Annotated in this window: 18 protein-coding genes and 2 tRNA genes; 17 read left to right on the forward strand and 3 right to left on the reverse strand. The window is 49.9% G+C overall.

The window, feature by feature from the left end:
• Positions 1 to 22: 22 nt before the first annotated feature.
• The 7 genes from clpP to FHP88_RS06745 all read left to right on the forward strand — a co-directional run bounded on the left by clpP (position 23) and on the right by FHP88_RS06745 (position 7,681).
• Positions 23 to 664 (forward strand): ATP-dependent Clp endopeptidase proteolytic subunit ClpP, encoded by a 642-nt coding sequence (gene clpP, locus FHP88_RS06715; protein WP_144358267.1) that lies wholly within the window; start codon positions 23 to 25, stop codon positions 662 to 664.
• Between the two features lie 162 nt (positions 665 to 826).
• Positions 827 to 2,098, forward strand: coding sequence for an ATP-dependent Clp protease ATP-binding subunit ClpX (gene clpX / locus FHP88_RS06720; RefSeq protein WP_144358268.1), 1,272 nt, complete (start codon positions 827 to 829; stop codon positions 2,096 to 2,098).
• A 346-nt stretch (positions 2,099 to 2,444) separates the two neighbouring features.
• Positions 2,445 to 4,895 carry an endopeptidase La gene (lon, locus tag FHP88_RS06725; RefSeq protein ID WP_144358269.1) on the forward strand — a complete coding sequence of 817 codons (2,451 nt, stop codon included), beginning with the start codon at positions 2,445 to 2,447 and terminating at the stop codon, positions 4,893 to 4,895.
• Between the two features lie 349 nt (positions 4,896 to 5,244).
• Positions 5,245 to 5,517 (forward strand): HU family DNA-binding protein, encoded by a 273-nt coding sequence (locus FHP88_RS06730; protein WP_144358270.1) that lies wholly within the window; start codon positions 5,245 to 5,247, stop codon positions 5,515 to 5,517.
• A 12-nt stretch (positions 5,518 to 5,529) separates the two neighbouring features.
• Positions 5,530 to 5,605: transfer RNA gene (locus FHP88_RS06735), tRNA-Val, on the forward strand.
• Between the two features lie 5 nt (positions 5,606 to 5,610).
• A tRNA-Asp gene (locus FHP88_RS06740) sits at positions 5,611 to 5,687 on the forward strand.
• 77 nt (positions 5,688 to 5,764) lie between these two features.
• Positions 5,765 to 7,681 carry a SurA N-terminal domain-containing protein gene (locus FHP88_RS06745; protein WP_186297640.1) on the forward strand — a complete coding sequence of 639 codons (1,917 nt, stop codon included), beginning with the start codon at positions 5,765 to 5,767 and terminating at the stop codon, positions 7,679 to 7,681.
• Between the two features lie 70 nt (positions 7,682 to 7,751).
• On the opposite strand, the gene FHP88_RS06750 is transcribed toward FHP88_RS06745, so the two are convergent.
• Entirely contained in the window at positions 7,752 to 8,528 is a 777-nt protein-coding gene (locus FHP88_RS06750; RefSeq protein WP_144358272.1) for an enoyl-ACP reductase FabI, read from the reverse strand.
• 250 nt (positions 8,529 to 8,778) lie between these two features.
• On the opposite strand from FHP88_RS06750, the gene FHP88_RS06755 reads away from it, so the two are divergent.
• From FHP88_RS06755 to FHP88_RS06770, 4 genes are read left to right on the forward strand one after another with little or no spacing between them, the layout of a single operon-like run.
• Positions 8,779 to 10,998, forward strand: coding sequence for an ABC transporter substrate-binding protein (locus tag FHP88_RS06755; protein WP_144358273.1), 2,220 nt, complete (start codon positions 8,779 to 8,781; stop codon positions 10,996 to 10,998).
• Positions 10,995 to 11,972, forward strand: coding sequence for an ABC transporter permease (locus tag FHP88_RS06760; RefSeq protein WP_144358274.1), 978 nt, complete (start codon positions 10,995 to 10,997; stop codon positions 11,970 to 11,972). The genes FHP88_RS06755 and FHP88_RS06760 overlap by 4 nt, the downstream gene beginning before the upstream one ends.
• Positions 11,969 to 13,384, forward strand: coding sequence for an ABC transporter permease (locus tag FHP88_RS06765; RefSeq protein WP_144358275.1), 1,416 nt, complete (start codon positions 11,969 to 11,971; stop codon positions 13,382 to 13,384). The genes FHP88_RS06760 and FHP88_RS06765 overlap by 4 nt, the downstream gene beginning before the upstream one ends.
• Before the next feature lie 27 nt (positions 13,385 to 13,411).
• Entirely contained in the window at positions 13,412 to 15,418 is a 2,007-nt protein-coding gene (locus FHP88_RS06770) for an ABC transporter ATP-binding protein (RefSeq protein WP_144358276.1), read from the forward strand.
• 11 nt (positions 15,419 to 15,429) lie between these two features.
• On the opposite strand, the gene FHP88_RS06775 is transcribed toward FHP88_RS06770, so the two are convergent.
• Positions 15,430 to 17,094, reverse strand: a complete 1,665-nt coding sequence (locus FHP88_RS06775; RefSeq protein WP_144358277.1) for a lytic transglycosylase — start codon at positions 17,092 to 17,094, stop codon at positions 15,430 to 15,432.
• 262 nt (positions 17,095 to 17,356) lie between these two features.
• On the opposite strand from FHP88_RS06775, the gene FHP88_RS06780 reads away from it, so the two are divergent.
• Genes FHP88_RS06780 through dnaQ form a run of 3 tightly spaced genes read left to right on the forward strand, consistent with a single transcriptional unit; the run spans position 17,357 to position 19,308 of the window.
• On the forward strand, positions 17,357 to 18,148 hold the full coding sequence (locus FHP88_RS06780; protein ID WP_144358278.1) for a class I SAM-dependent methyltransferase: 792 nt from the start codon (positions 17,357 to 17,359) through the stop codon (positions 18,146 to 18,148).
• A complete protein-coding gene (rnhA, locus tag FHP88_RS06785) occupies positions 18,149 to 18,589 on the forward strand; it encodes a ribonuclease HI (protein ID WP_144358279.1) in 441 nt (146 codons plus the stop codon).
• Positions 18,586 to 19,308 carry a DNA polymerase III subunit epsilon gene (gene dnaQ, locus FHP88_RS06790; RefSeq protein ID WP_144358280.1) on the forward strand — a complete coding sequence of 241 codons (723 nt, stop codon included), beginning with the start codon at positions 18,586 to 18,588 and terminating at the stop codon, positions 19,306 to 19,308. Before rnhA ends, dnaQ begins: the two co-directional genes overlap by 4 nt.
• Before the next feature lie 33 nt (positions 19,309 to 19,341).
• Here the strand turns inward: dnaQ and fnr are convergent, their stop codons facing one another.
• Entirely contained in the window at positions 19,342 to 20,100 is a 759-nt protein-coding gene (fnr, locus tag FHP88_RS06795) for a fumarate/nitrate reduction transcriptional regulator Fnr (RefSeq protein ID WP_144358281.1), read from the reverse strand.
• Between the two features lie 363 nt (positions 20,101 to 20,463).
• On the opposite strand from fnr, the gene FHP88_RS06800 reads away from it, so the two are divergent.
• Genes FHP88_RS06800 through eno form a run of 3 tightly spaced genes read left to right on the forward strand, consistent with a single transcriptional unit; the run spans position 20,464 to position 24,276 of the window.
• The gene (locus FHP88_RS06800) at positions 20,464 to 22,113 is read left to right on the forward strand and encodes a CTP synthase (protein ID WP_144358282.1); all 1,650 of its coding nucleotides are present in this window, start codon (positions 20,464 to 20,466) and stop codon (positions 22,111 to 22,113) included.
• Positions 22,110 to 22,943 (forward strand): 3-deoxy-8-phosphooctulonate synthase, encoded by an 834-nt coding sequence (gene kdsA / locus FHP88_RS06805; RefSeq protein ID WP_144358283.1) that lies wholly within the window; start codon positions 22,110 to 22,112, stop codon positions 22,941 to 22,943. The genes FHP88_RS06800 and kdsA overlap by 4 nt, the downstream gene beginning before the upstream one ends.
• Before the next feature lie 55 nt (positions 22,944 to 22,998).
• Positions 22,999 to 24,276, forward strand: coding sequence for a phosphopyruvate hydratase (eno, locus tag FHP88_RS06810; RefSeq protein WP_144358284.1), 1,278 nt, complete (start codon positions 22,999 to 23,001; stop codon positions 24,274 to 24,276).
• Positions 24,277 to 24,312 lie beyond the last annotated feature (36 nt).

The raw sequence follows: 24,312 nt of genomic DNA on the forward strand, positions 1-24,312 counted from the left end.
AAAACTAAAGGATTTACTCAGAATGACCGATATAAGAAATATGGGCGGATTAGACGCAAAAAATCTAGGACTTATCCCGATGGTGGTTGAACAGACCTCCAGGGGGGAGCGTTCTTACGATATCTACTCTCGCCTGCTAAAGGAGCGCGTTATCTTCTTGGTCGGTCAGGTGGAAGACAACATGGCCAACCTGATTGTGGCCCAGTTGCTTTTCCTGGAATCAGAGAATCCGGATAAGGATATCCATATCTACATCAATTCACCGGGTGGCTCTGTTTCAGCCGGTTTAGCCATTTATGACACTATGCAGTTCATCAAGCCGCATATTAGTACGATGTGTATTGGCCAAGCGGCCAGTATGGGGGCTTTGTTGTTGGCAGGTGGTGAGAAAGGAAAGCGTTACTGTTTACCTAACTCGCGGATGATGATTCATCAGCCGCTCGGTGGTTTTCAGGGGCAGGCAACGGATATAGAGATTCATGCCAAAGAGATTTTGTTGCTGCGTGATCGGTTGAATACCATTATGGCCACACATACCGGGCAATCCCTTGAGACTATCGGTAAAGATACCGATCGTGATAACTTCATGAGTGGAGATGATGCCGTTGCCTATGGCTTAATTGATCAGGTGTTAAGTCGCCGTCCCGAGGCGCCGGCTAAATAAAATATATAACTTATTGAATTTATTGATTATTGGTTAGAGTATTACGAAGCCTCAAGGCGATATTTATCGCTCGATTGTGTGTTTGGGGTTGTATTGAAGTGTGATCGGCCTTATACCTTAGTGGTAACTGATAACGGCTGACAGATATGTGAGGAAGGCTGCATGGGTGATGACAAGACAAGAGGTGATGACGGCAAATTGCTGTATTGCTCGTTCTGTGGAAAGAGCCAGCATGAAGTGCGTAAACTCATCGCCGGTCCTTCTGTGTTCATCTGTGATGAATGTGTTGAACTGTGCAATGACATCATTCGTGAAGAGATGCAGGAAGGCAGCGCCGAAACTTCTGGTAAATTGCCTAATCCTCATGAGCTGAGTGCGTTGCTTGATCAGTATGTGATTGGCCAGGCTCGGGCAAAAAAGGTTCTTTCGGTAGCCGTTTATAATCACTATAAGCGACTCGATACCAACAAAAACAAAGACGATGTCGAGATTGCCAAGAGCAATATCCTGCTGATTGGGCCGACGGGTTCTGGTAAGACACTGCTGGCGGAGACTCTGGCAAGAACGCTTAATGTGCCTTTCACTATTGCGGATGCTACAACCCTAACCGAAGCGGGCTATGTCGGTGAGGATGTTGAGAATATCATCCAGAAATTATTGCAGAAATGCGACTACGATGTGGAGAAGGCTCAGACGGGTATCGTCTATATCGATGAGATTGATAAGATCTCGCGAAAATCAGACAACCCCTCTATTACTCGCGATGTCTCTGGCGAAGGTGTACAGCAGGCGTTACTGAAGTTGATTGAAGGGACTGTTGCCTCTGTACCTCCGCAAGGTGGGCGTAAGCATCCCCAGCAGGAGTTTCTACAGGTAGATACTTCGAATATCCTGTTCGTAGTGGGTGGTGCCTTTGCTGGATTGGATAAGGTAATCCGAAACCGCTCTGAAAAAGGGGGTATCGGCTTTTCTGCCGAGGTTCATAGCAAGGATGAGTCCCAGCGTGTCGGTGAAGTGCTCACAGGTGTTGAGCCAGAGGATCTGATTCATTATGGATTGATCCCTGAGTTTGTCGGCCGTTTACCAGTAGTGGCAACCCTGGAAGAACTGGATGAAGAGGCGTTAGTACGCATCTTGACCGAACCCAAAAATGCGTTGGTGAAGCAGTATCACCGTCTGTTTGAGATGGAAGACTGTGAGCTCGAGTTCAGAGCAGATGCCTTGGCTGCAATTGCACGTAAGGCTATGGAGCGAAAGACTGGCGCACGTGGACTTCGGACTATCATGGAGCAAGTGCTCCTGGATACGATGTATGATCTTCCCTCCCAAGAAAACGTATCCAAAGTGGTTGTTGATGAAGCCGTAATCACGGGTGAAAATGCGCCCTATATCATTTACGAGGGTGGCGAGAAGAAGCGGGTAGCTGCTGACTGACCCGCGTAGTCTTATAGGGACGGCCCCCTGATCATGCGCAAGATAAACCCGCAGGTTATTACTGACTTGCGGGTTTTTGTTTTTGTGGAAAAGATTTTGCTATCAGTTTCTCCGTCTGGTCGCTATGAAAGTCAGTATAAGTCTATGAAAGTCGGCTTCCTTTTTAGCTAGGACACTGAAAACCCTATAAACCCAACTGATTTCTAACTTGAAATCTTCCAGACAAACCCCCACCATCACTAGAACGGTGAATTATTCATGCACCGCAACCTATTCGAACTATTGGTCAAAGATTGATGCAGATATGCTCAGTTGCCAGTAGGGCGCGACAGAAGGAGAACCCGTAATGGGTCAAGACGTTAAGAGTAAATTGCAGATCGAAAACAGTGCTGCACAGATACCGGTCCTTCCCTTACGGGATGTGGTGGTCTATCCGCACATGGTTATACCGCTCTTTGTAGGCCGCGAGAAATCGATAAAGGCACTTGATGCGGCAATGAAGGAAGATAAGCAGATACTACTCGTAGCACAAAAAAGTGCTGAGACTGATGAGCCTGAAGTAGGCGATATGCATAGCGTTGGAACGCTCGCGAATATACTGCAGTTGCTGAAATTACCTGATGGAACCGTCAAAGTGTTGGTTGAGGGTGGTTCAAGATCGAAGTTGTCTGATTTTGCAGAAACAGAAGGCTATTTTACGGCCAAATACACAACCATACAGGACGTTACACCCGAGGATGATAAAGAGATCGAAGTCCTCATGCGCTCAGCAATTGCGCTATTTGATCAGTATGTGAAACTCAACAAGAAGATTCCACCTGAGGTTTTAACCTCTCTCTCCAGTATTGATGCACCCAGTCGATTGGCCGATACCATGGCTGCGCATATGTCGCTGAAACTGGATGAGAAGCAGGGTGTGCTCGAGATGGCCAATATTGGTGATCGGCTTGAGCATCTCATGAGCCTTATGGAGGCTGAAAATGATCTGCTGCAAATGGAGAAGCGCATTCGTGGTCGGGTCAAGCGTCAGATGGAAAAGAATCAGCGCGAGTATTACCTGAATGAGCAGATGAAGGCCATTCAGAAAGAGTTGGGCGAGATGGACGATGCGCCTAACGAGATCGAAGATCTTGAGAATCGCATCGAGTCTGCGGGAATGCCTAAAGAGGCAAAAACCAAGGCACAGGCTGAGCTGAATAAACTGAAACTGATGTCGCCCATGTCGGCTGAGGCGGCCGTGGTGCGTAACTATATCGATACCCTGGTTAATGTGCCTTGGAAGAAGCGCAGCAAGATCCGTAATGATCTGAAGATTGCTGAGGATGTGCTGGAGAAGGATCACTACGGACTGGAGAAGGTCAAAGAACGCATTATTGAGTATTTGGCGGTACAGCAACGCGTCAGAAAATTAAAAGGCCCTATTCTCTGTCTGGTGGGACCTCCAGGCGTGGGTAAGACCTCGGTTGGGCAATCTATTGCCAGGGCAACCAATCGCAAATTTATCCGCATGGCGTTGGGTGGTGTGCGTGATGAAGCTGAGATTCGTGGTCATAGACGAACCTATATCGGCGCACTGCCAGGAAAAATCATTCAAAATCTTTCTAAGATAGGGACTCGTAATCCGCTGTTTCTGTTAGATGAAATTGACAAGATGGCGATGGATTTTCGGGGCGACCCGGCCTCAGCACTTTTAGAGGTACTGGATCCAGAGCAGAACCATACCTTTGGGGATCACTATCTTGAAGTTGATTTTGATCTTTCCGAAGTGATGTTTGTGGCGACCGCTAATACCTTGAATGTCCCGGCGGCGTTGCTTGATCGTATGGAAGTGATTCGTCTATCGGGTTATACGGAAGATGAAAAGGTCAATATCGCGATGCGATACCTGGTGCCAAAGCAGATTGAAAACAATGGTTTGAAGGCCTCTGAAATTGTCTTTAAAGAAGAGGTTATTCGAGACATTATCCGATACTACAATCGTGAGGCCGGTGTGCGTAACCTGGAGCGCGAAATATCCAAAATCTGCCGTAAGGTAGTGAAAGATATTTTGTTAACCAAGTCGGTTAAAAAGATTGCTGTTACTTCCGCAAATCTTGAAAAGTATCTGGGTGTTAAGCGGTTCCGCTACGGTGAAGTTGAGGACTATGATCAAGTGGGTCAGGTGACCGGGCTTGCCTGGACTGAAGTCGGCGGTGAGTTGCTCAAGATCGAAACCGCACTGGTCCCTGGTAAAGGGCGACTGACCCATACTGGGCAACTAGGCGATGTGATGCAGGAGTCCATTCAGGCGGCCATGACGGTTGTTCGGAGCCGTTCTGAAGCCTTTGGGATAGAGAGCGATTTCTACCAGAAGCTGGATGTGCATGTTCATGTGCCTGAAGGGGCCACGCCAAAAGATGGTCCGAGTGCGGGTGTGGGTATGTGTACCTGTCTGGTATCGGCCTTGACGGGGATACCGGTAAGAGCTGATGTGGCGATGACGGGAGAGATAACGCTGCGAGGTGAGGTACTACCCATTGGTGGCCTTAAAGAGAAGCTCCTGGCGGCTCATCGGGGGGGGATCAAGACTGTGATCATACCTGAAGAGAATGAGCGTGATCTGGTTGAGATACCCAAGAACATCAAACAGAATCTGGATATTCGCCCGGTGCGTTGGGTTGAGCAGGCGTTGGAGATTGCGCTGGTGCATATGCCAACACCGATGCAGACGGCAACAGATGTTCCTGAGGTGGAGAAGCCTAAACCAAGAACTGCAAAGAAAGCGGCCAAAAAAGGCGGTGGCTTGACAAGACATTGACCGCATGTAAGAAATGCTATTGGTTGTCACGGGAGAAATGTAATTATTTTTTTGTGGCAGCCGATGCATGATCAAGCTATTAGGTTCTATTGTGAAAAGAAACAACGGGTTGTCAAAGATACTGAAGTGTGTGTATTAACAATTGACTTTTAGATAGTGTTGCCTAAGTCAAGAAATGCCTTGAAAACCGCATAAAATTAGGCTTTTGAGGGCTACTTAGCTTGACACTTCTTCTACGCCACTGGTATAAATTGACCCCGTTTCGCACACCAATAGCGATGCCAGATAAACTAAATTTTACCCAACGCTTTATTTAGCGTTTTTTAATAACCATTAGGGGAGACGATTAATGAATAAGACAGAACTGATCGATGCGATGGCAGATTCTGCAGATATTTCAAAAGCAGCCGCTGGACGTGCACTCGATGGAATGATTGCGGCCATTACTGATGCGTTGAAAAATGGGGATCAAGTCTCAGTCATCGGATTCGGTTCTTTCTCTGTACGTGAGCGGGCAGCACGTACTGGTCGGAACCCACAGACTGGTGCAACCATTGAAATCAAGGCTTCAAAAAATCCTGCTTTCAAGGCTGGTAAAGCATTAAAGGATGCCGTAAACTAGCGCGCCTTCATCGGGTGCTTAGCTCAGCTGGGAGAGCATCGCCCTTACAAGGCGAGGGTCGGGGGTTCGATCCCCTCAGCACCCACCATATTTGGAGCGGTAGTTCAGTTGGTTAGAATACCGGCCTGTCACGCCGGGGGTCGCGGGTTCGAGCCCCGTCCGCTCCGCCAAAGGTGAGAAGATGCGGGGTATCCTTGGATACCCCGTTTTTTTTAGTACTTTTCAGACATCGGATTTCAGGTACGTCATGCTTCAATCCATTAGGGAACGCGCCCAGGGAGTGGTCGCATGGTTCATTGTCGCACTCATCAGTGTGCCATTCGCGCTCTTCGGTATTAACTCCTATCTAGGCGGTGGTTCAGAATCTGTTGCTGCCGTTGTAAATGGTGACGAAATATCCCAGCGGGATTTTGAAAATGGTTATAGGGATTTTCGCCAGAACCTGCGTCAACGATTGGGTGAAAACTATCGTCCAGAGATGATTGATGAGGCGCAACTGAGGCAGGAAGTGCTTCAGATAATGATCCGTAATAGATTACTGGTACAAAAATCCAAAGACTTAGGCCTTCGTGTAGGTGATGAGCAGGTTAAACAGGTTATCGCATCCTTACCCGGTTTTCAGGTCGGGGGGCGATTTAACCAGGAGGCCTTCGAAAGAGGTGTCCGTTTACAAGGACTGACCCCGGCCGGTTTTGTTGAAGAGGTCAGGCAGGGATTGGTGAGTGAGCAGATCTCTAAGGCGGTGGTGAATTCTGAATTTACTACCCGTTCTGAGCTTGAAAGTCTGGTCAGTCTTAGGCTGCAGCAGCGCGAGTTTGAGTATCTGACAGTCCCCGCTGCAACGTTTCTCGCTAATGTCCAGGTTTCAGATGAAGCGGTAGCAACCTACTATGCTGCCCACCAGAACGAATACATGGCTCCTGAGCGGGTTAAGATCCAGTATCTGGACCTTGACGTGGCAAGCATTGCCAAGACCCTCAAAGCTGACGATGAAGCCTTACAGGCCTATTATGACCAGAATCAAAGTCAATACCGTACGGCCGAAGAACGTCGAGCCAGCCATATCCTGATTCCGCTTGAAGAGGGTGCAGATGAGGCGACGGCACAAAAGGCTGAAGCTGATGCAAATGCTGCGTTGTTGCGGGTCAAGAGTGGTGAAGATTTTGCAGACCTGGCCAAGGCTTTGTCGAAAGACCCGGGATCCGCAGAAGAGGGGGGCGATCTGGGCTATTTTGAAGCCGGTGTCATGGAAAGTACATTTGATGAGTCGGTATTCTCCCTTGCTGTTGGTGAAGTAAGCAATCTGGTTCGTACACCCTTTGGTTTTCATATCATCAAATTGACTGATATCCGTGAGTCCACAGGAAAGTCATTTGAGGATGTACGGCAAGAGATAGAGCAGGCGTACCTCAAGAGTGAGGCAGAGCGCCTTTTCTATGAGTATGCCGAACGATTGGGCAATATTGCCTATGAGGAGCCTGATAGTCTGCAGCCCGCTGCGGATGCACTGGGCCTCCAGATCAAGGAGAGCGACTGGCTAAGCCGTGACGGCGGTGAAGGCATACTGGCAGCGCCTAAAGTGATCAATGCGGCATTCAGTGAAGATGTCATGGTCTCTGGCAATAACAGTGAAGCGATTGAGTTGAATGCAGAACACATTATGGTGCTGCGTGTTGTTGATCACGAAGAATCTGCTATCAGACCGCTCGAAGAGGTTTCGTCGACCATTAAGGATCAGCTACGCATATCACAGGCAATAGAGCAGGCCAGGAAGCAAGGCGCTGAATGGGTAGCCAAACTCAATCAAGGTGAGACGCTGGAAACTGTAGCCGCCGAACTAGGTGTGTCGGTTGCTCCGCGCAAGCAGATTAATCGTGATGAGCAGACGATCCCTGCTGAATTGGTTAAGCACGTGTTTGTGATGCCTCGTCCTGAGTCTGATGCACTGATCTATGACCAAGTGGCTCTCGCCAGTGGTGACCTAGCGCTCTTGGCGCTACATACCGTAACGGATGGCAAGCTTGAGCAAGCCAATGATCTTGGTGGAGATGCTGCACTCAACGAGGCCCTGCAGAGATCGCGTGGAAAAACATACTTCCAGCATATGCAAGGCAATCTTCGCGCTTCAGCCGATGTGAATATTACGGCCCAAACAGAGCGTTAATTTATTTTTCAGTCAAAAAAAGCCGCTCATCGAAAGTGTCGATGAGCGGCTTTTTTATTGCATGTCTAGGTTAGGCCATACCAACGATATGATAGCCGGAGTCGACATAGAGGATGTCACCGGTAATGCCCGAAGCCAGATCAGAACAGAGGAAGGCGGCTGCATTACCGACTTCTTCAATGGTGACGTTACGGCGCAAGGGGTTTTTCTTCTCTGCTTCAGACAGCATACCCTTGAATCCACTAATACCGGATGCGGCCAGTGTCCTGATCGGACCCGCTGAAATCGCATTGACGCGAGTACCCTCTGGACCGAGTGAATCGGCCATATAGCGGACACTGGCTTCCAGGCTGGCTTTGGCGACACCCATTACGTTGTAATTCGGTATGGTGCGCACGGCGCCAAGGTAGCTCATGGTGATCAGTGCGCCATTCCGCCCCTGCATCATAGAGCGTCCTGCCTTTGCCAGCGCGGCGAAGCTGTAGGCGCTTATGTCGTGAGCAATACTGAATCCTTCCCGAGTGACTGAGTCCACATAGCTTCCTTCTAGCTGATCACGGGGAGCAAAGCCTACCGAGTGTACGATAGCGTCCAGCCCATCCCACTGTTTGGCAAGTTCAGTAAATACACTCTCGATCTCTTGGTCTGAAGTGACATCGAGTGGTAAGACAATGTCAGAATCCAGTTCGGCTGCCATTTTCGTTACCCGTTCGAGGAGTTTGTCACCCTGAGCGGTAAAGGCGAGTTGCGCCCCTTCGCGGTGCATGGCCTGGGCTGTACCCCAGGCGATTGAGCGATTGCTGGCAACGCCGACAATTAGAATACGCTTGTCTTGTAGAAAACCCATGTAAAATCCTTGAGTGTTCGAGTGATTGAATAAAGGGTGGGCCATTTTCATGGCAGTGAATCAAGCCCTAAGTTACCGGAAAACCATCAAATGGAAAAGAACCCAACGGTTTTTTGTTGGTCTGTTCTAATATATGCTGCCTTTGTGTGGTTCAATGATTTGAGAATAATAGTTACCGGAAGGGCTTGTCGAGCCTACGTCGATTAAAATCCGGTACGTAACTGGCTCATCGGACAATCAATAATAAGTAATGAGAAATCTCTGGCAACAGGCTGTTAATCGAACAGATTGGAAAAGGGCAGGTAGAGCGCGTCTTGTCCTCGGCCTTGCTCTGATACTGTTGCTGGGGGGGTGTGGGGAGCGTGCATGGAATGCGCCCTATCCAAGCAGTGAGTCGAAGGCTAATACGCTTTATAGCTCGTTTGATGAACGTCCCAAGCACCTGGATCCGGCGCGATCCTATGCGGCCAATGAGTATGCTTTTATCGCGCAGATTTATGAACCTCCCCTGCAATACCATTTTTTAAAGCGCCCCTATGAGTTGGTACCACTTGCGGCTACCCAGGTACCTGTACCCCGGTTTCTGGATAAAGCAGGGAATCCATTACCTGAGGATGCACCGGCAGATGAGGTTGCATTCAGTGAATATGAAATTGTCTTGAAAACCGGTAGTCGCTATCAACCGCACCCGGCACTGGCGACCCGTGCAGATGGCAGTTTCTATTACCATCAATTGCCGACCGAGTTTATTGAGAAGATCAACACGCTGGCTGATTTTCCTGAGACAGGTACCCGTGAGGTAACGGCAGATGACTATATCTATCAGATAAAGCGTATAGCGAATCCAAAATTGCATTCTCCCATCGCCAGTATTATGTCAGAGTACATTGTCGGTTTTTCTGAATTTAGTAAAACCTTGGCGGCGGCCACATCAGGCGAAAGTCAGGATAAGGTTGGGGCGAACGGCTTTGTCGATTTGCGACAGTATCACATGGAAGGTGTTACCCCGCTTGATCGGCATCGTTTTAAAATCCGCCTGCGTGGTAAATATCCACAATTCGTCTACTGGTTGGCGATGACCTTTTTTGCCCCCATGCCGTGGGAAGCTGATCAATTCTATAGTCAGCCGGGATTGGACAAGCGCAATATCAGCCTTAACTGGTATCCCATTGGCAGTGGACCTTTCATGCTGACTGAGAATAACCCTAACTTGCGCATGGTGCTGAGTCGGAATCCAAATTTTCGTGGTGAGACCTATCCCGATGAGGGTGAAGCGGGTGATCTTGAAAAGGGTATGTTGGTTGATGCGGGCAAGCCGTTGCCACTGATTGATAAAGCGATCTATAGCCTTGAGAAAGAGGTGATTCCCCGTTGGAACAAATTCCTGCAGGGATATTATGATACCTCAGGCGTCAGTTCAGATAGTTTTGATCAAGCGGTCAAGTTTGGTTCTGGTGGTGAAGCCAATCTGACTGATGAGATGCTTGAGCGAAATATGAAGTTAGCAACGGCTGTTGAAACGTCCATCTTCTACCTGGGTTTCAACATGGCAGATCCAGTGATTGGTGGTGAATCTGAAGAGAACCGCTCTTTGCGTCAGGCCATTTCAATAGCGGTTAACTTCGAAGAGTTCATCTCTATCTTCAGAAATGGCCGAGGTGTGGTTGCACAAGGACCACTACCTATAGGGATCTTTGGTAGCCGTGATGGTTTGGATGGAATTAATCCCATCGTATTTGATATTGAGAACGGCAAACCCAAACGTAAATCACTCGAGAAAGCCCGTGCTCTGATGGTTAAGGCGGGTTATCCCAATGGTACAAGCGCCAAGACCGGTAAACCGCTGGTGCTGAACTACGAGTCGGCTTCTGCAGGACCTGACAGTAAGGCTCAGCTCAACTGGATGCGCAAACAGTTTAAGCAGTTAGGCATACAGCTTGTGATTCGAGCGACCGACTACAATCGTTTTCAGGAGAAACTGAGAAAAGGTACCGGACAGTTATTCATGTTCGGCTGGAATGCTGATTACCCGGACCCTGAAAATTTTCTGTTCCTGCTTTATGGCCCTAACGGTAAGGTGGAGCATGCTGGCGAGAATGCGGTCAATTACGATAACCCGGAATTCAATGCCCTGTTTGACCAGATGAAAAATATGGATAACAGTCCGGAGCGGCAAAAGATTATCGATCAAATGGTGGATATCCTGCGTAAGGATGCACCCTGGATCTGGGGTTTCTATCCCAAGGCCTTCTCGCTTTATCATGATTGGTATAAGAATGTTAAGCCCAATCTGATGGCCAATAACACCCTCAAGTATAAGCGCGTTGAACCTGATATGAGAAATCAACGTCAGCAGTCATGGAATCCCCCTATTGTGTGGCCACTTGTGCTGTTGTTTGTGCTGCTGATAGCAACAGCGGTACCTGCTGTAATAGTCTATAGACGGCATGAAAGGAGTGCGGCACGTTGATTGCCTACATTATTCGAAGGGCCTTGTACGCCATACCTATTCTGCTAGGGGTTAACATCCTCACCTTCGTGTTGTTTTTTGTGGTTAATTCGCCGGATGATATGGCGCGTATGCATCTCGGCATGAAACGGGTAACACCCGAGGCGATTGAAACCTGGAAAGCGGAGCGCGGTTATGACAAACCCCTACTGTTTAATGAATCCAGTCAAGGCGTCGATCAGTTTACTGATACCATCTTTTTCCAGAAGTCCCTTAAGCTTTTTCAGTTTGATTTTGGCTCTTCAGACAGCGACCGGGACATCGGCTATGACATTTCCCAACGCATGTGGCCTAGTTTGGCAATTGCGATACCAGTCTTGATTGTCGGATTGATGGTTAATATTACCTATGCCTTGTTGATCGCCTTTTTTCGGGCCACTTATATCGATATCTGGAGTGTGGTGCTGTGTGTGGTGATGATGTCTATCTCGGGGCTTTTTTATATCATCGGCGGACAATATCTTGTCAGTAAGTTGTTACATCTGGTGCCCATCTCTGGCTATGACACAGGTTTCAGTGCAGTGAAATTTTTGATACTTCCCGTACTGATTGGCGTAGTGGGTGGTATCGGCGCGGGTACGCGCTGGTATCGCACACTGTTCCTTGAAGAGATTAACCGTGACTATGTACGAACGGCGCGGGCAAAGGGACTTTCAGAGGTTGTAGTGCTCTTCAGGCATGTGTTGAAGAATGCCATGATACCTATACTAACCGGTGTGGTGGTGGTATTGCCGCTGCTCTTTATGGGGAGCCTGATAACAGAATCTTTCTTTGGTATTCCTGGTCTGGGTAGTTACACCATTGATGCCATCAGCCGGCAGGATTTTGCCATTGTTAGGGCTATGGTGTTTCTGGGTTCAGTGCTCTATATCCTGGGTCTGCTGTTGACCGATATCTCTTACACGCTGGTCGATCCCAGGGTGCGATTGTCATGATCGGAGAATGGGTCATCTTGTGGACGGACGCCCTGATTTTTTTGTTGCTGCTGTTCTCAACGGCCTTTGGCATCTATGCAGCACGAAAAGAGCATCTTCGTGGTCCCTGGCGGTTGGTGGTGCGCAGTCGTGTCGGCGTAAGTACACTCGTTATTCTCAGCTTTTATGTCATTGTTGGGCTGCTGGATTCTGTTCATTTTTACCCGCTTGTGAACTCCGTGGAAAAAGGTGGCGCGCAGACACAATCGGCAGAGGTTATCAGCCTGTTTGATCATCTGGTAACGCCCCTTAGGGAGCGTCAGGAGAAGACTTATTCCGCGCCTTTGGCAACCCATCTCTATGCCAAAGAGAACATTGAACTGCCAAACGGTGAGGTAATACGTGATTATCCTCGGCTTGAATTTGGTGGTGCGCACTTGACCATGCCTGAAGTGGAGTGGTCCGAGGATATCCTGCGCTTGAGTGCGATGGGGGTTATAAAAGGGTTACTGGTAAGTATTGTTATAACCAACATTCTTATTATGCTGTTGGCGGCGCGCTGGAATGGCACATATGGTGATGCAGCCAAGTTACTCATAACGGGTAAGACGGTCATTCCCTGGCGAACGGCACTGATTACACTTATGTTTGTGATCCTGATACTTTTTTGGTCGATCGAGCTCTCTTCTCATTACCACATCCTCGGAACAGATAAAGTGGGGGAAGATGTTTTCTATCAGGCACTCAAGAGTATCCGAACCGGTCTTTTAATTGGAACGCTGACTACTCTTGTTATGCTTCCGGCGGCTATTCTTCTTGGCATTATGGCGGGTTATTATCGGGGTTGGGTGGATGATCTAATTCAGTATGTCTACACCACGCTTAACTCTATTCCTGGTGTATTGCTGATTGCGGCAGCCATACTCATGCTACAGATCTACATGAGTAATCACGCTGACGAGTTTAATAGTTTGGTTGAACGAGCCGATCTGCGGTTGCTGTTTCTCTGTATCATTCTTGGCGTCACCAGTTGGACAGGGCTCTGCCGCCTCCTGCGTGGTGAAGCGATGAAACTCCGTGAAGTGGATTATGTCCAGGCTGCCGTCGCATTTGGGGTGGGGCATTTCCAGATTATCGTGCGTCATATATTACCGAACGTGTTACACATCGTGCTGATTACAGTGGTCCTCGATTTCTCCGGACTGGTTTTGGCAGAAGCCGTGCTCTCTTATGTCAATATCGGTGTTGACCCTACTATGAACAGTTGGGGCAATATGATCAACAGCGCCCGTCTGGAGATGGCGCGGGAGCCGGTGGTCTGGTGGTCACTGCTGGCCTCAATGATCTTTATGTTTGTGCTGGTGTTATCAGCCAATCTCTTTTCGGATGTGGTGCGTGATGCCTTCGATCCTCGCCTGCGCAGTTCGCGTTAACAGCGCCACCAGGGAATAATTGCTGTCATGAGTGACATTCTGCTCAATGTTAAAAAACTGGAGACCTGGCTAGGCGATGGTGAGCGGCCTGTGCGAGCTGTTGATGGCGTTGATCTGAAAATCAGAAAAGGTGAGACGTTTGCACTGCTGGGTGAGTCCGGCTGCGGTAAATCGATAACGGCCTTGTCACTTATGCGCCTGCTACCTCCCTCTGGGCGAATCAAAGGCGGGCAGGTTTTATTGGGTGATACCTCCTTGTTAGATCTTCCTGAGTACGCCATGCGCGAAGAGCGCGGCGGCCGGATGGCTATGATTTTTCAAGAACCAATGACCTCACTCAATCCCGTCCTCACCATCGGTCAGCAGATCGGTGAGGCCGTGAAGATAAGAGAGGAGGCAGATTCAAGTTCACTAAGACAACGCATTATCGAGTTGCTTGATTCTGTCGGTATTCCTGATCCAGAGCGCAGGGCGAGCGAGTATCCACATCAACTGTCTGGTGGTATGAAACAGCGTGTGATGATTGCCATGGCACTTGCTGGCCGACCCGAGCTACTGATCGCCGATGAACCGACCACGGCACTGGATGTGACCATTCAGGCGCAGGTACTCAGTCTGCTGAAAGCGCTGCAAAAGCAGACCGGGATGGCTATTCTGTTGATCACCCATGACTTGGGTGTAGTGGCGGAAGTGGCAGACAGAGTGGCGGTCATGTATGCAGGCCAGATTATCGAGTTGGCAGGTTGCGAACACTTTTTCCGGAAGCCTCAGCACCCCTATAGTCAGAAGTTGTTTAAGTCACTACCGGACAGTAAAAAGCGCGCCCAACGTTTGGCGGTAATCAACGGCACTGTTCCTGCTTTAAATCAGGTGTTCACAGCCTGTCGATTTATCGATCGGTGTCATCGTGCCTTTGAGGCTTGTGAGCAGGCACCAGAGTGGACACAGCTTGAATCAGATGAGGGGGTGCGCTGCCATTTGGCGGGTAGGGCTGATCAGTGGCTTAGGGAAGCGCCGGCAGAAGAGCCGGATCATCTGGCAGGGCAGGCAGAGGGCATGGCTTCGTTATTGGAGGTTAAGGGATTAAAGGTTCACTTCCCCATTCACAAGGGCGTATTTAAGCGCACGGTGGGTTATGTGAAGGCGGTGGATGGTGTCTCGCTTGCCATTTCACCGGGTAAAACATTAGCGCTTGTTGGCGAATCCGGCTGTGGCAAGACAACGGTTGGAAAGGGCATTCTACAACTGATTAAACCCACTGCAGGTTCGGTTAGCTTTGCTTCGGACGAGTTGACACAACTCTCTGGCTCGGCCCTGCGCAATCGGCGTTCGGAGTTGCAGATCATTTTTCAGGATCCAGTGGCCTCGATGAATCCTCGTATGCTGGTGGGCGATATTATTGAAGAGGGTATGAAGGCACAGAAGATTGTTCGCAACAGTGAGCAAAGAAGATCTCGAGTAGCGGAGTTACTCGAGCAGGTGGGCTTGCCGTCTGACGCGGCCAGTCGCTATCCCCATGAGTTTTCTGGTGGGCAGCGTCAGCGTATCTGTATTGCCCGTGCCTTGGCGGTCGATCCGAAACTGATTATCTGTGATGAGCCAACCAGTGCGCTGGATGTATCGGTGCAGGCACAAATACTGAACCTACTGAAGAGCCTGCAAAGCAGTCGAGGTCTCGCCTATCTGTTCATCACACACAATATCTCTGTGGTGGCCTACCTCGCAGATGAAGTGGCGGTGATGTATCTCGGCAGGATTGTTGAGCGGGGTGCGGTGGATCAACTGCTGGCATCACCCCGGCATCCGTATACTCAGGCGTTGCTCTCGGCGGTACCCGTGGCAGATCCAAATTTAAAACGGAAGGTGATCCGGTTAGAAGGGGATATGCCATCGCCGGCGAATCCGCCTGCCGGTTGCCACTTTCACCCGCGTTGTCCGGTCGTGATGGATCAGTGTCGATTAGCCTGCCCGGAGCTGCTTGAGCAGTCAGACGGCCGTCATGTAAGTTGTTTCAGGGTGGAGAAAGGACTTTAGATTTATTGCACTTATAGGGTCTGTTCTGTCACATCGACAAACAGCTGCAATCGCTGACCTGGTTGCAGGTAACCTTCATCCAGTGTATTCCATTTCCTCAGGTCTGCTACAGAGACTTTGAAGCGTTGCGCGATCAGTGCCAGTGAATCCCCGCGTCGAACCTGATAGCGTAAGCTGCTTCGGCTGTTAATGGGCGGAGCTGCGAAGGGGCTTAGTTGGGCTATTGTATTACTTGGCTTGCCTTTGGGTTGCCAGATCACCAGAGTTTGACCCAAGCGAAGTGTATCTCTCGGTGAAATGCCATTCCAGCGTGCCAGGGCTTGGTGACTCACATTGTAGCGTCTTGCAATATCCCACAGTGTGTCACCTGACTGGACCTGGTGGGTGATCCGGTTTCCACTGCGCTTGGTGTTTTGCTTTCTGGCCAGCCGTGCATCTGCTGTGTGAGTGTATTGATCAAGCTGCTTTGTCGATACAGGGATTAGCAGGTGTTTTCCTGCACGTATATTATTTCCCTTGAGTTTATTGATCTGTTGCAGCAGTGCTGTCGTGGTTCTATGTTTTCTCGCTATGGCGCCCAGACTGTCGCCAGAGCGAATCTTGTAGCGGGTCCAGCGCAGGCGCTTTTCGGGATCCAGTTCAGCAAGTGCCTGAGTGAAGTTGTCTGTTTTCTCAATTGGGATGATCAGCCGATGAGGCCCTTCGGGTGCCGTCGCCCAACGGTTAAAGCCGGGATTAAATCTGTACAACTCTTCAATGGATATATCAGCCATATCGGCTGCCAGAGCTATATCAAGTTGTGACTCAATATCAACTTGCTGAAAGACCGGCTGGTTGGGAATCTCGCTAAGTGTGAGTCCGTACTGGTTAGGATTTCCTACTACTTTGGCAGCCGCCAGGAGTCGAGGGACATAATTCATAGTCTCCTTTGGCAGGGAGAGAGACCAGTAATCTGTCGGCTTGCCCTGTTTGATATTCCGTTTTATGGCACGCTGTACAGTCCCAGCACCCGCATTGTAACTGGCTAGTGCCAGTTCCCAATCGCCATCAAACTGCTGGGCCAGGCTGCTGAGATAATCCAAGGCGGCCTGTGTGGCAGCGACGACATCACGTCGGCCGTCGTACCACCAGTTCTGTTTTAATCCAAAATGCTTTCCCGTGGATGGGATGAATTGCCACAACCCTGCTGCCCTGCCAGGAGAGTAGGCAAAAGGCTGGAAACCGCTCTCAACTATGGGTAAAAGAACCAGTTCAGTAGGCATGTTGCGCTTTTCTGCCTCTTCGACAATAAAGTGAAGATAGGGCGTGGCGCGCTCCTGCACTCTCGTGAGGTATTCCTGATGGCTTGCAAACCATTTGATCTGCGTGTCAATCCTAGCATTGCTGGGAATGGTGAGTTGATAGCCGGCACGCAGACGCTCCATGAGGTCTTGGGAGGGTCTTTCGCTTTCTACCCCTTCTGTTTCCGGTGCAAGAAGCGTTTCGGTTTCTAACGAAGTTTCAGTTTCAAAGGTGTCAGGTTGGGTGGGTTTTGCTATAGGTGACTCAGAAGCCTGGATAGACTCGGGTTGATGGCTTGCTTTAACAAATGTGGCTTCAGTGGGCTTGTTAAGTGTATTGCAACCCGTCAGCGCCAAGGCGAGAAGTAGGATCAGGTTGTATGCTCTTTTCTGCATGGATCAATCCGCGGCTGAGTCTGTGCTTTGGGAAAAATTATTCGGGACTATACGTAATTAACCTGCATTTTGCCAGGAAACAGGTCATGTTATGGTTACGATGTTGTTCACAACTGAGGCGTGACCTGATCCGGTGATATAGGTTATAAACGTTTCGCGTTTGCTAGGGTCTACGGTATTTGGTTGTGCGCTTCGGCTATTCAGCGGGAAACTGGATCCGGAATGAGTTAAGGTGGTTTTTTAATTTCATACAAACTGACTCATGAAAAGAGTTCTTAATCGCATCACCATCCCTCCCTCTCCAGAACGGTTGAGGCGGTGGTTTAGCTCGACGCCGGGAAAAGAGCTGCTGGCGCAGGAGCAAATTGTTCTGGAGCGCCTGCTGGGTGAGTGCTTTGGTTACTATTTGCTGCAGGTGGGTTGCATCGGGCAGCAGATGGAGCCCTTGTCCATGAGCCGAATAAAATCCCAGATTGTATTGCTGTCACATGAAAGTGATTCGATTGGCACTACCAGTGGTTGTGTTGTCGGTGATCCGCTGCATATTCCGCTGGCGGCGGATAGTGTAGACGCTGTGTTGCTCATGCATACCCTGGACTTTACTCAGGATCCGCATCAACTGTTGCGTGAGGTGGAGCGTATATTAATTCCTGAAGGCCATTTGATTATTGCCGGATTTAATCCGTTCAGCTTATGGGGGTTATGGCAGTTTTTCAGGTGGCGAAGCAAGCGTGTCCCCTGGTGTGGGCATTTTATCTCATCCTGGCGTGTCCATGATTGGCTCTCTTTGCTCGGTTTCGATGTGAGAGAGGAGCAAGCGTTAATGTTCCGCCCGCCGTTGCAGCATGACGGATTGATGCAGCGGCTCGACTTTATGGAGAGGATAGGTGGCCGCTTCTGGCCACTGTTCTCGGGTGCCTACGTGATACTGGCGGTTAAACGGGTCTCCAGGCTTACGCCAATTAAACCTGCTTGGAAATTGCGGCCCAAGTCAATTCGAGGGCGTGTGGTGGAACCCACGGCAAATAACATGAAACACGGTAGTGGTGATTGAGTGACTGAGCGGATAGAGATTTTTACTGATGGTGCCTGCAAAGGAAATCCAGGTCCGGGTGGTTGGGGGGCTCTGATGCGTTACAAAGGGAAAGAGCGCGAATTATATGGCGGTGAGCCTGATACTACCAATAACCGAATGGAGTTGCTTGCGGTTATAAGTGCGCTGGAGGTGTTAACGCGTCCGGCCAAGGTGCGTGTTACCACAGATTCCAGGTATGTGCAGAATGGCATTACTGACTGGATTATAAACTGGAAGCGCAACGGCTGGAAAACCGCCGCCAGGAAACCGGTGAAGAACAGCGATCTCTGGCAGAGGCTGGATCAACTGGTTGCACTCCATGATGTGCATTGGGCGTGGGTCAAAGGCCATAGTGGCCACCCTGAAAATGAATTGGCCGATTGCCTGGCTAACAAAGGTGTTGAGGAGTTTGGCGCATGACCGGTACAAGGCAGATTGTTCTGGATACGGAAACGACAGGCCTGGAGCCTAGCTTGGGACACCGCATCATTGAGATTGGCTGTGTTGAGATGGTAGATCGTCGTCTCACGGGCAATAATTTTCATCAATACCTGCAACCAGATCGGGAGATCGACCAGGCGGCTATCGAGGTCCACGGTATAACCAATCAGTTTTTGTCAGATAAACCACGATTTGGCGATCTTGTTGATGACTTTATCGCCTATGTTCAGGGTGCTGAGCTGATTATTCATAATGCCCCTTTTGACATGGGCTTCCTGAACCATGAGTTGGGGCTGCTGACCAAGGTGTATCCGCAGCTTGAGACTCTCTGTGGTGTGACGGACACCCTGGTGATGGCCAAGAAGATGCATCCTGGGCAGCGTAATAGTCTGGATGCGCTCTGTAAGCGCTACGACATCAATAATAGTCATCGTGAGTTGCATGGGGCATTGCTGGATGCGGAGATTTTGGCCGACGTCTATCTGATGATGACAGGGGGGCAGGGCGCCCTTTCACTGGATGTTGGTGGTGTTGAGGGGAGCGCAGGCGGCGAGACGATTATTCGCCTGTCCGAGGATCGCCCGCGCCTGAAGGTGGTGAAGGCCTCGCAGGATGAGTTGTCGGCGCACGATTCAAGATTGGCGGTTATCGATAAGGGTTCAAACGATGGCGTCTTATGGCGACGTTTGGATGGTTAGCTAGAATATGGTGCAGAGCATAGAACTGAATAATCAGGTGGCATGCTGCTCTTGTATTCCGTCCTGGTCGGATCGGAGTATCTGATTAAGGCGCTCAATATCCAGAAGTTGAATATGTTTTCGCTCGACGATGAGTAGCCCTTCGTCCTGAAAACGGGTAAACAGACGGCTGACAGTCTCCACAGCCAAGCCCAGATAGTTACCGATTTCATGGCGTGACATACTCAGGTAGAAGTCTGAGGGTGAGAAGCCGCGTCTCTGGAAGCGACTGGAGAGGCTTAGCAGGAATGACGCAAGGCGCTCTTCAGCATTACGTTTCCCCAATAGCGTCAGCATGTCCTCATCATGACCTATTTCCCGACTCATCAGTCGGTACATTTGATGCTGTAGGCTGGGAATGATGCTGCTGAGATGTTCCAGTTTACCGAAGGGAATCTCACATACCGCAGTGGTTTCCAGGATTTTGGCCGAGCAGTGATGATGTCCGGATTCAATGGCATCCAGGCCGATCAGCTCTCCTGGGAGGTGGAACCCCAGTACTTGCTCACTACCGTCCTCACCGGGATCAAAACTCTTGACGGTTCCGGTTTTAACCACATAAATATACTGGAATTTGTCGCCTTGGCGGAACAGATGATCACCCCGATGTAGAGGACGATTTCGCCTGACAATGGCGTCCAGCTGGTCTACATCTTCTGGTGCGAGCCCCATTGGAAGGCAGAGGGAAGTAAGGCTACAGTTCCTGCAAGCAACCTTGATATTATCGAAAGAGATGATCTTGTGTTCGCTCACGTGACAACCTTACTTCTCCATAGGTCGGACTATTTTGCAGATTGCGTTGCTCTGGATCAAGTTTCTTTTCAAATCATTTGAAAATTCCAGTACTGATGGCGTTTGATTCAGCACCCCTGCACAAAGGCAGAGGGGGGTATTTTGCGGTTAATTAAGCGTGCTTGACCCGCTTTTGCCTACCCAGAGACGAGCTGCTGCAGGGCATTAGGATGTTTTTAATCAGGATGTGGCTCAATTCCGGTTTATTTGATGATCAAAGACGAATATATTAGCCGCGTTCCGATTGAGGCTGGGCCCGTAATCGCGTACCATTAAACCCCGTCCTGAGTTATTTCTTTCCTCCACCAATTAGACGTAGAGTCAATGACTAAATTCGTATTTATCACGGGCGGTGTTGTTTCATCATTAGGTAAGGGTATCGCCTCTGCCTCACTGGCTGCACTCTTGGAAGCACGCGGCCTAAAAGTCACCATGATCAAGTTGGATCCCTACATCAACGTGGATCCCGGGACGATGAGTCCCTTTCAGCATGGTGAGGTCTTTGTGACCGAAGATGGGGCCGAAACCGACCTTGATCTGGGTCATTACGAGCGCTATATACGCGCCACCATGGGCCGGAATAACAATTTTACCACGGGTCAGATCTACGAAAGTGTCATCCGCAAGGAGCGCCGCGGTGATTACCTGGGCGGTACGGTGCAGGTTATTCCCCATATCACCAATGAGATGAAAGACAGTATTCGCTTGGGTGCGGGTGATGCCGATGTGGCGCTGGTTGAGATAGGCGGAACGGTCGGCGATATTGAATCACTCCCATTTCTAGAGGCTATTCGTCAGATGGGTGTGGAACTGGGTCGACAGAATGCCCTGTTCCTGCACCTGACATTGGTGCCTTATATTCCTACTTCGGGCGAAATCAAGACTAAGCCAACCCAGCACTCGGTAAAAGAACTGCGTTCTATTGGAATACAGCCGGATGTACTGCTGTGTCGTTGTGAGAGTGCACTCCCTGATGGTGAACGCAAGAAAATTGCACTCTTCACCAATGTCCCCGAAGAAGCCGTAATCACTGGTGTTGATGCCGACCATATTTATCGTATTCCACTGCTGCTGCATGAGCAGAATATGGATGAGATCGTTGTCAGGCAGTTGGGGCTGAATGTCCCTGCCGCCGATCTGTCTGAGTGGCGTGCAGTAGTGGATGGACTGGAGAATACCGATGGCAGCGTGACCGTAGCCATGGTGGGCAAGTATATGAATCTGACGGAGGCGTACAAGTCACTGTCAGAGGCGCTGATTCATGCCGGGATTCATACCCGGACCAAGGTCAAGATCAAATACATTGACTCTGAACAAGTTGAAAAAGAGGGGGTCGATTGCCTGAGTGGTGTTGATGCCATTCTGGTTCCAGGTGGTTTTGGCGAGCGTGGGGTCGAAGGTAAGATTGAAACCGTACGTTATGCCAGAGAGCAGCGCATTCCTTATCTGGGTATCTGTCTAGGGATGCAGGTGGCTGTGATTGAGTATGCACGTAATGTGGCGGGAATGCCCGATGCCCACAGTACTGAGTTTAATCGTGAGACCCCTTATCCTGTGATCGCTTTGATTACCGAATGGCTGAACGCGGATGGTCAGCTGGAGGTTCGAAATGAGCAATCCGATCTTGGCGGTACCATGCGTCTGGGTGGTCAGGAGTGTAAACTGGCCGAGGGGAGCTTGACGCGAAAACTGTATGACAGTGAGACAATTATCGAGCGTCATCGTCACCGGTATGAATTCAATAATCAATATCTTGCCGCACTTGAGAAGGCCGGCTTGAAGATTGCCGGGCGTTCCATGGATGATAAGCTGGTTGAGATTGTTGAGATCAGTGATCACCCTTGGTTTGTGGCGTGTCAGTTCCACCCAGAGTTTACCTCGACGCCACGTGACGGCCACCCACTGTTTTCCGGTTTTGTGCAGGCTGCTCGGAAGCACAAATACGATACAAGCAGGGAGGCAGTGCAGTCATGAAACTTGCGGGCTTTGAGATAGGGCTAGATCAACCGTTGTTTCTGATTGCCGGGCCATGCGTTGTCGAGAGTGAGCAAATGGCCATGGATACGGCCGGAGCGTTGCAGGCATTAACTGCGAAACTGGGGATTCCTTTCATCTATAAGTCTTCATTCGATAAGGCCAATCGCTCTTCGGGTCAGAGTTATCGAGGTCCAGGCCTGGAAGCTGGTCTGAAGATTTTAGAGAAGGTTAAGAAAGAGATCGGCGTGTCGTTGTTGACCGACGTACACGAAGATACACCGTTGAATGAAGTGTCTGCTGTAGTTGACGTGTTGCAGACCCCGGCATTTCTTTGTCGTCAGACCAACTTTATCAAATCTGTTGCCAGTCAGGGATTGCCAGTCAATTTAAAAAAGGGCCAGTTCCTCGCTCCCTGGGATATGAAGCATGTGGTCGAGAAGGCCCGCAGTACAGGAAATGATCAGATCATGGTCTGTGAGCGTGGAGCCTCATTTGGTTACAATAATCTGGTTTCGGATATGCGCTCGCTTGCAGTGATGCGTGAGACTCAGGCACCAGTGGTTTATGATGCGACACATTCGGTTCAGTTGCCTGGCGGTCAGGGGAGTTCTTCGGGCGGTCAACGGGAGTTTGTCCCCGTTCTTGCACGCGCGGCGGTCGCTGCGGGTATCGCCGGACTGTTTATGGAAACGCATCCCAATCCTGAAAAGGCATTGAGTGATGGACCTAATTCCTGGCCGCTCAATCGGCTTGCAGCGTTGCTGGAGACTTTGATGGAGCTTGATCAGGCGGTAAAACGCAGTGGTTTTATTGAGGCCGATCTGTAACTCAACTAGTTTCGTAATATTTATAAAACCTACCACCCAATAAGATGGAGTGACAATGTCTGAAATTGTAGATGTTAGAGGCCGTGAGATCCTGGATTCCCGTGGCAATCCCACAGTAGAGGCGGATATCATTACTGCAGATGGCGCGATTGGTCGTGCCGTGGCCCCATCCGGTGCTTCAACCGGTTCTCGCGAGGCGCTGGAGTTAAGAGATGGCGATAAGCATCGCTACCTGGGCAAGGGTGTACTCAAGGCAGTCTCTAATATTACGGGAGAGTTGAAGGACGCATTGCTAGGTGTTGAAGTGCAGGATCAAGTCGCGCTGGATCATAAGATCATTCAGCTGGATGGCACAGAAAACAAGGATCGGCTTGGGGCTAACGCCTTGCTCGCGGTATCGCTAGCCGCCGCTCACGCAGCCGCTCAGGAGAAGGCGCTTCCGCTCTACCGTTCGCTCTCTGATGGTCCTTTCAGAATGCCCGTGCCCATGATGAATATCATCAATGGTGGCTCCCATGCCGATAACAGTGTCGATATCCAGGAGTTCATGATCCTACCTGTTGGTGCGGGTTCTATTCGTGAGGCGGTACGCTATGGTGCGGAAATCTTCCATGCCCTGAAATCTGTACTGAAAGCCCGCGGACTTAACACTGCCGTGGGTGATGAAGGTGGTTTTGCCCCTGATCTGCCTTCCAATGTGGCGGCGATTGAGGTGATCCTGGAAGCGATCGAGAAGAGCGGATTTAAGACCGGAAGTGATATTTTTCTCGGGCTGGATGTGGCCAGTTCTGAATTCTATCATGATGGCGTCTATGATTTGGCGTCCGAGGGACGGAAATTCAACTCGGCTGAGTTTACTGACTACCTGGCGGGTATCGTGGATCAATATCCGATCATCTCGGTTGAAGATGGTATGGATGAAAGTGACTGGGATGGTTGGAAGTTATTAACTGAAAAGCTGGGTAATCGCGTGCAATTGGTAGGCGATGACTTGTTCGTGACTAATACCAAGATACTGGCGCGTGGCATCGAGCAGAATATTGCCAACTCAATTTTGATTAAATTTAATCAGATTGGCACATTAACCGAGACTCTGGAGGCGATCAGTATGGCGAAGAAGGCGGGTTATACTGCTGTCGTTTCGCATCGGTCGGGTGAGACAGAAGACACTACTATCGCTGATTTGGTGGTGGCGGCAGACACAGGACAGATCAAGACCGGTTCTTTGAGTCGCACTGATCGAGTCGCAAAGTATAATCAATTGATGCGCATCGAAGACCAGCTAGGCGGTGATGCCGTTTATGCCGGTAAAGGGGCATTTAACTGCCTTTAACGTGTAAGCCATGATTAAGATGGGGCGCGACTTACC

The organism is Sedimenticola selenatireducens, from assembly GCF_007625115.1.
Lineage (GTDB): Bacteria > Pseudomonadota > Gammaproteobacteria > Chromatiales > Chromatiaceae > Sedimenticola > Sedimenticola selenatireducens_A.

Bases quoted from the DNA above. Each gene is read 5' to 3' on its own strand.
- lon (WP_144358269.1), top strand. From the start codon at position 2,445: ATGGGTCAAGACGTTAAGAGTAAATTGCAGATCGAAAACAGTGCTGCA.
- FHP88_RS06750 (WP_144358272.1), bottom strand. From the start codon at position 8,528: ATGGGTTTTCTACAAGACAAGCGTATTCTAATTGTCGGCGTTGCCAGC.
- FHP88_RS06745 (WP_186297640.1), top strand. From the start codon at position 5,765: ATGCTTCAATCCATTAGGGAACGCGCCCAGGGAGTGGTCGCATGGTTC.
- eno (WP_144358284.1), top strand. From the start codon at position 22,999: ATGTCTGAAATTGTAGATGTTAGAGGCCGTGAGATCCTGGATTCCCGT.
- dnaQ (WP_144358280.1), top strand. From the start codon at position 18,586: ATGACCGGTACAAGGCAGATTGTTCTGGATACGGAAACGACAGGCCTG.
- FHP88_RS06765 (WP_144358275.1), top strand. From the start codon at position 11,969: ATGATCGGAGAATGGGTCATCTTGTGGACGGACGCCCTGATTTTTTTG.
- clpP (WP_144358267.1), top strand. From the start codon at position 23: ATGACCGATATAAGAAATATGGGCGGATTAGACGCAAAAAATCTAGGA.
- FHP88_RS06780 (WP_144358278.1), top strand. From the start codon at position 17,357: ATGAAAAGAGTTCTTAATCGCATCACCATCCCTCCCTCTCCAGAACGG.
- FHP88_RS06770 (WP_144358276.1), top strand. From the start codon at position 13,412: ATGAGTGACATTCTGCTCAATGTTAAAAAACTGGAGACCTGGCTAGGC.
- kdsA (WP_144358283.1), top strand. From the start codon at position 22,110: ATGAAACTTGCGGGCTTTGAGATAGGGCTAGATCAACCGTTGTTTCTG.
- FHP88_RS06755 (WP_144358273.1), top strand. From the start codon at position 8,779: ATGAGAAATCTCTGGCAACAGGCTGTTAATCGAACAGATTGGAAAAGG.
- FHP88_RS06800 (WP_144358282.1), top strand. From the start codon at position 20,464: ATGACTAAATTCGTATTTATCACGGGCGGTGTTGTTTCATCATTAGGT.
- FHP88_RS06775 (WP_144358277.1), bottom strand. From the start codon at position 17,094: ATGCAGAAAAGAGCATACAACCTGATCCTACTTCTCGCCTTGGCGCTG.
- FHP88_RS06730 (WP_144358270.1), top strand. From the start codon at position 5,245: ATGAATAAGACAGAACTGATCGATGCGATGGCAGATTCTGCAGATATT.
- clpX (WP_144358268.1), top strand. From the start codon at position 827: ATGGGTGATGACAAGACAAGAGGTGATGACGGCAAATTGCTGTATTGC.